Annotated in this window: 8 protein-coding genes and 2 pseudogenes; 1 reads left to right on the forward strand and 9 read right to left on the reverse strand. The window is 60.4% G+C overall.

What is annotated here, in order from left to right:
- The coding region (locus CKO42_RS27725) for a hypothetical protein (RefSeq protein WP_242479717.1) at window positions 1-377 on the forward strand (377 nt) is incomplete at its 5' end.
- 104 nt (window positions 378-481) lie between these two features.
- On the opposite strand, the pseudogene CKO42_RS28665 reads toward CKO42_RS27725, so the two are convergent.
- From CKO42_RS28665 to CKO42_RS25910, 9 genes and pseudogenes are all read right to left on the reverse strand, one after another.
- Window positions 482-652, reverse strand: a pseudogene (locus tag CKO42_RS28665) (DUF29 family protein); the annotation flags it as partial.
- 86 nt (window positions 653-738) lie between these two features.
- Window positions 739-1,106 (reverse strand): annotated as a pseudogene (locus CKO42_RS25875) (CmcI family methyltransferase).
- Window positions 1,107-1,177: 71 nt separating this feature from the next.
- Window positions 1,178-1,516, reverse strand: a complete 339-nt coding sequence (locus CKO42_RS25880; protein WP_200251986.1) for a type II toxin-antitoxin system PemK/MazF family toxin — start codon at window positions 1,514-1,516, stop codon at window positions 1,178-1,180.
- Window positions 1,507-1,713, reverse strand: coding sequence for a hypothetical protein (locus CKO42_RS25885; RefSeq protein WP_200251989.1), 207 nt, complete (start codon window positions 1,711-1,713; stop codon window positions 1,507-1,509). Before CKO42_RS25885 ends, CKO42_RS25880 begins: the two co-directional genes overlap by 10 nt.
- A gap of 75 nt (window positions 1,714-1,788) precedes the next feature.
- Entirely contained in the window at window positions 1,789-1,905 is a 117-nt protein-coding gene (locus tag CKO42_RS27730) for a cephalosporin hydroxylase family protein (RefSeq protein WP_242479718.1), read from the reverse strand.
- Between the two features lie 16 nt (window positions 1,906-1,921).
- Window positions 1,922-2,296 (reverse strand): nucleotidyltransferase domain-containing protein, encoded by a 375-nt coding sequence (locus CKO42_RS25895; RefSeq protein WP_200252001.1) that lies wholly within the window; start codon window positions 2,294-2,296, stop codon window positions 1,922-1,924.
- Window positions 2,286-3,056 carry a Uma2 family endonuclease gene (locus CKO42_RS25900; RefSeq protein WP_200252004.1) on the reverse strand — a complete coding sequence of 257 codons (771 nt, stop codon included), beginning with the start codon at window positions 3,054-3,056 and terminating at the stop codon, window positions 2,286-2,288. The genes CKO42_RS25895 and CKO42_RS25900 overlap by 11 nt, the downstream gene beginning before the upstream one ends.
- Window positions 3,031-3,309, reverse strand: a complete 279-nt coding sequence (locus CKO42_RS25905; protein ID WP_200252015.1) for a hypothetical protein — start codon at window positions 3,307-3,309, stop codon at window positions 3,031-3,033. The genes CKO42_RS25900 and CKO42_RS25905 overlap by 26 nt, the downstream gene beginning before the upstream one ends.
- Window positions 3,310-3,571: 262 nt before the next feature.
- Window positions 3,572-4,115 (reverse strand): RpnC/YadD family protein (locus CKO42_RS25910; protein WP_476737490.1); only part of this gene is annotated, 544 nt, incomplete at its 5' end.

Here is a 4,115-nt window from a genome sequence, read left to right on the forward strand (position 1 = left end):
AGCGCGGCTCACAGCGGCCATCATTGCGGATCACCAGGGCATCGCGTGTTTGGGTCGGCTTCCTGAAACCTGCGATCGGTGCCCCTGAAGAAGGTCCAAACGTGGTCCAATGTTGTGTGGCCATGGTGTTGGAGCTCGACGAATGCACTGGCGACGGCCTGGATGTCTGGCGTCGGGGGCTGGAGAAAGAGATCAGCGAGGCGTACGGGTGGCTGTTTGGGCTGCCATTTGGCGAGTGCTTGGCAAACATCCTTCATCTCTTTGTGCTGGAAGGCGCGTCGGACCTTGTGACGGAGGTTTTCGCAGCCACGGCCGGTGACAAGATCCTGACTCGCCGCCTCAACAAGTTGATGGAACAGGGCGTAGTAGGCGGCTGACACCGCGCGGCGCAGGCTGGCTTGTCGCGGGCGCTTGGGCTCACGGGTTGCGAGCATACCAGTTTGAGGAGATGGGCGAGCAGTTGGCGCAGCAGATGTTTAAGCGTTCGCTGCTCCCGGCGACTCAAGTCGTCGATCTCCTCGAGCAAGTGCATGAGATCGACGCCGGCAAAATCACGGCGCGCCAGCTGGCCGCGCGTCGCCTGCAGCCAGAGAAAGTAATCGGCGTCATAGGCGGCTGTTGTGTCGTCGGTTTCACGCAATTGACTGTGCATGGTCGGGAGTCCAGTCGGTCAAAACATCAGGCGGGCCGGATCAGCCGCCCTTGTTCGCGCAGCCAGGCGGCGCGGGTGGCAAAGCATCACCTGTTGGTCTTCGGCTGGCGGCAAGGCTCTATGAAACACCACTTCCGGGGTCTCAGCGGTGAGGATGCGCTCGGACCAGTCTTGGGGTTTTCGCCGGGGCCGCTTGATCCGATCAGGCGGCGGTTGAGGAACATGTCCGCGGACAGGTCTTCGATGAGGGTGTCGAAGACGACGCAGTCGCTGCTGGACCATTTTTGTGACAAGCCCAGCGAGGCGTAGGCTTCCAGCTCGGCGAGGACGTGCTCTGGTGGTTGGAGTCCAGGCAGACGAGGATGCGTTCGTGGCCGTTGGTCATGGCGTGCACGCGGGCGATGATCTCGGGGTCGATGGAGGAGCCTTGGATCAGCTGGATGCGGTTGGCCATCGGGTGAGCTTCGATGGCCACAGGGTTGCGCGGGTACAAATCGATACCGCTCGGCCTGAATGAATGAACACTCAAGCGCAACCAAAATAGTCACAAAAGGCTCGATGAAGTCGCCGGAAGCAGTCAACGGATAGCGTTCCATATTTTTTCACGACGACTTGTTTCGAGATCACGAAGGTTTTTCTCACCATGACTTTCGAGCGCTTAGGGAGTTGGCCAGCCACGAAATCCGACTGACAAATCACGATCTCATCCTGATTCAGCCTGTCCACTCTGCTACTGATCGGCACTCCGACGAAATCGTTGTATGGCAGATTATTCTTGAACACGACAACTGGCCGCAATTTGTTCTGCTTGAGATCGGAAAAGTAGAACTCGCATAGAACAACCTCTGCCTGGTTTACTTCCATACCTCATCCTCGGCGGCATCCTGCCATTCTGGGATCGCTGCCGCTGAATGCTCTGAAAAGGCACGCAGTTCTGGATCGCCGGGATCGTGTTCGAGCAGCATGACCACGCGCACATGCTGATTGTTCAGAGACCTGTAATCATCGGGTATCGTCAGAACGCCACCTTTCAGGTCTGTCTCGAATTCTATCGCGTACATCGATGTTTTCCTCCAATCATTCGCTCTCGCGTTGGACCGAACCCGCTCGGCCAAAGTTGCTTGCCTCAACAACGCCTAAGCCACCCGCCGTAAAGACCCATCTGGCGCGACGCTGATCAGCGGCTTATGATCGATCTGTTTGTCCAACTCGAACTCCAGGTGGGTCTTGAGGTACTGGTGGCGGTCGGTCATGGCGTGCACGCGGGCGTCACAGGCGCACGGCCTCGCGGGCGATGTTGATGGCCAGCGGATCGCCTTGCTGTTGCCGCCAGTCATCCTGGGTGTGCAGGAGTGTCGTCACCAGCGCATCATGGCGGTCGAGCATGTCGACTTGCACGTCTAAGATCCGTTCGCGCAGTTCCGTCACATCGCGGTCAAGCAGCACCAGCAGGTCATCATCGGAGTCTGGACGCGCGTTGCCACACGCCCGCGAGCCGTACAGCCACAGTTCGCGCAGGCGCTCGCCGAGTGCCTGTTTGAGTTGGGTGGCGCAATCGACGATGACCGGGTCGGCGCCGGGGCAGGCTTTTGGCTCGGTGATGGAGGCTTGGGTGTCGGGGATGTGGGGGTTGTTAGTTTTCATGATCGCTCCGTTTTTTCACATTGTGCTTGAGCCGCTCGGCAAAGGCCGCAGCGTCGGTGCTGTTGAGCCCGCTTTCGAGCGTATCAAGTACGTCTCGCATCTTCAGCTGGAGCAAGGCTGCACTGTCGAGCCACAGACCGGGAAAAGCCCGACTTTTCAGCGTGCCGGTTGGGTCAGGCTTGAGCGCAACATAGCGGCCGTCCTTCAGGCCGTACCACTCGAGCTTGTGATCTTCAACCAGCCAGAGCAGGTATTCGGCGACGCCATTGCGGCGGTAGACGTGCAGTTTCTCGTGGCGGTCGTAGGCGGCGCTGCTGCTGGCGATCTCGACGATCAACTCGGGCGGACCGGCCAGATAATCGTCCTCCGTCAAACGCGAGCGACCGCCAGCGCGCTCGTCAAGACGCATCAGGGCATCCGGTTGGACCTCGTTGTTGGCATCGAGTCGCAGGCTGGCGTTATCGGCCACTTCTACCGCCGGCAGGCTGGCGGCATAGTAGCCAAGCCAGGTCATGATCTGGCTGTGTGGACGCGCGTGGCGCCGATAGCGCAACGGTGAGGCCATATACACCACCCCCTCGACCAATTCGGCCTTTTTCAGTGCCGGCATCGCACGATAGCGACGCTCGAACTCTTCACGCGTGAGATGGTCGCCATTTTCGAGCACAGCAGCTTGGGACAGCGCGGCGGCTGTCACGGCGCTGGCGTTGCCTGCGGTGGTTGTGCCACCACCCTTATCGAGAGACTTGGACGTGCCCATGTTGCGTCTTTGCGAGCGCGTGCGTTGCGTTGTTGAGCGGCGCGTTCAAGCGGTCGGCGCCGTCTAGACTGGCCTGTTGGCGAGGTCCGCCCATGGCCTGGACGAAGTCACCCAGGCGGTTGCCTTGCTCCCCGAGTTGACGACTGAGGGTGTTCAGCCGCTTCTCGGTTTGCTGGAATCGGCGGTTGGTATCTTGAAACTTGCGATCGGTCTCCCTAAACAGGACCCAAACCTCGTCGAGTGTGGTGGCCATGGTCTTCGCGCCTCAGTGGTGAGGGGTTTCAGTGTAGCACTGGCCGACCAGCGCTCAGAAGCAGGCGTCACGCGCGCCGCGTCAAGCGCTCACGACAGTTGACTCATCGTCGCAGCCCAGGACCTGTTCTCTGGCAACCTCTCTCTTGAGGCCAACACGGTTGCTGAACAGGGCTGTCTCGGCTTGCAGTCGGCCGGCTTGACCGAGATCACCCGATGCCGATGAGCGCCTGGCGGAGCGGGAGATGCCGCACTGGCAACCGTCACCGGACGTCTTCTTTGTGCTCGGTGATCTGTTGCTCGACGGGGCGATTGCGCATCCGGCCCAGGCCGAGCAGGCGTTCCTGCCGCTGGTGGAATCCGCTTGGTCGCCCTGCCTCGCGTTGGGCGAACAGCCGCAGCTTGGCTTCGCCGTTGCGCTCGCCCTGCTCGCGGCCCTGCTCAATAGACCGATCAATCAACGTCTGCATGATGGGGTCTCCCCGTGCGGTCTGCTCTAACAAGCGGCGGGCGTCATCCTCTTCCACCCGTTGTGGCCCTTTGACATCATATCGCAGCAGCGATTCCAGACTCTGCAGCGCGGTGTAGCGGTCGGCGACCTGGTCGATCAAGGCGATCAACCGCTCCAGATGCTCGAGCGGCTGGTCGCTGAAGATCCAGCGCATGGCGAGCTGCACTAGGCGGGTCAGCACATCGCCTTTGATCTCCGCATCGCTGCGCGGCGAGAGATCGTGCAAGGCATCGCGAAACTGCTCGAGCAGGACAACATCACCGAGCTTGAACATCGAACACCTCTTCCCATTCGAC

Source organism: Lamprobacter modestohalophilus (genome assembly GCF_016583905.1).
Lineage (GTDB): Bacteria > Pseudomonadota > Gammaproteobacteria > Chromatiales > Chromatiaceae > Lamprobacter > Lamprobacter modestohalophilus.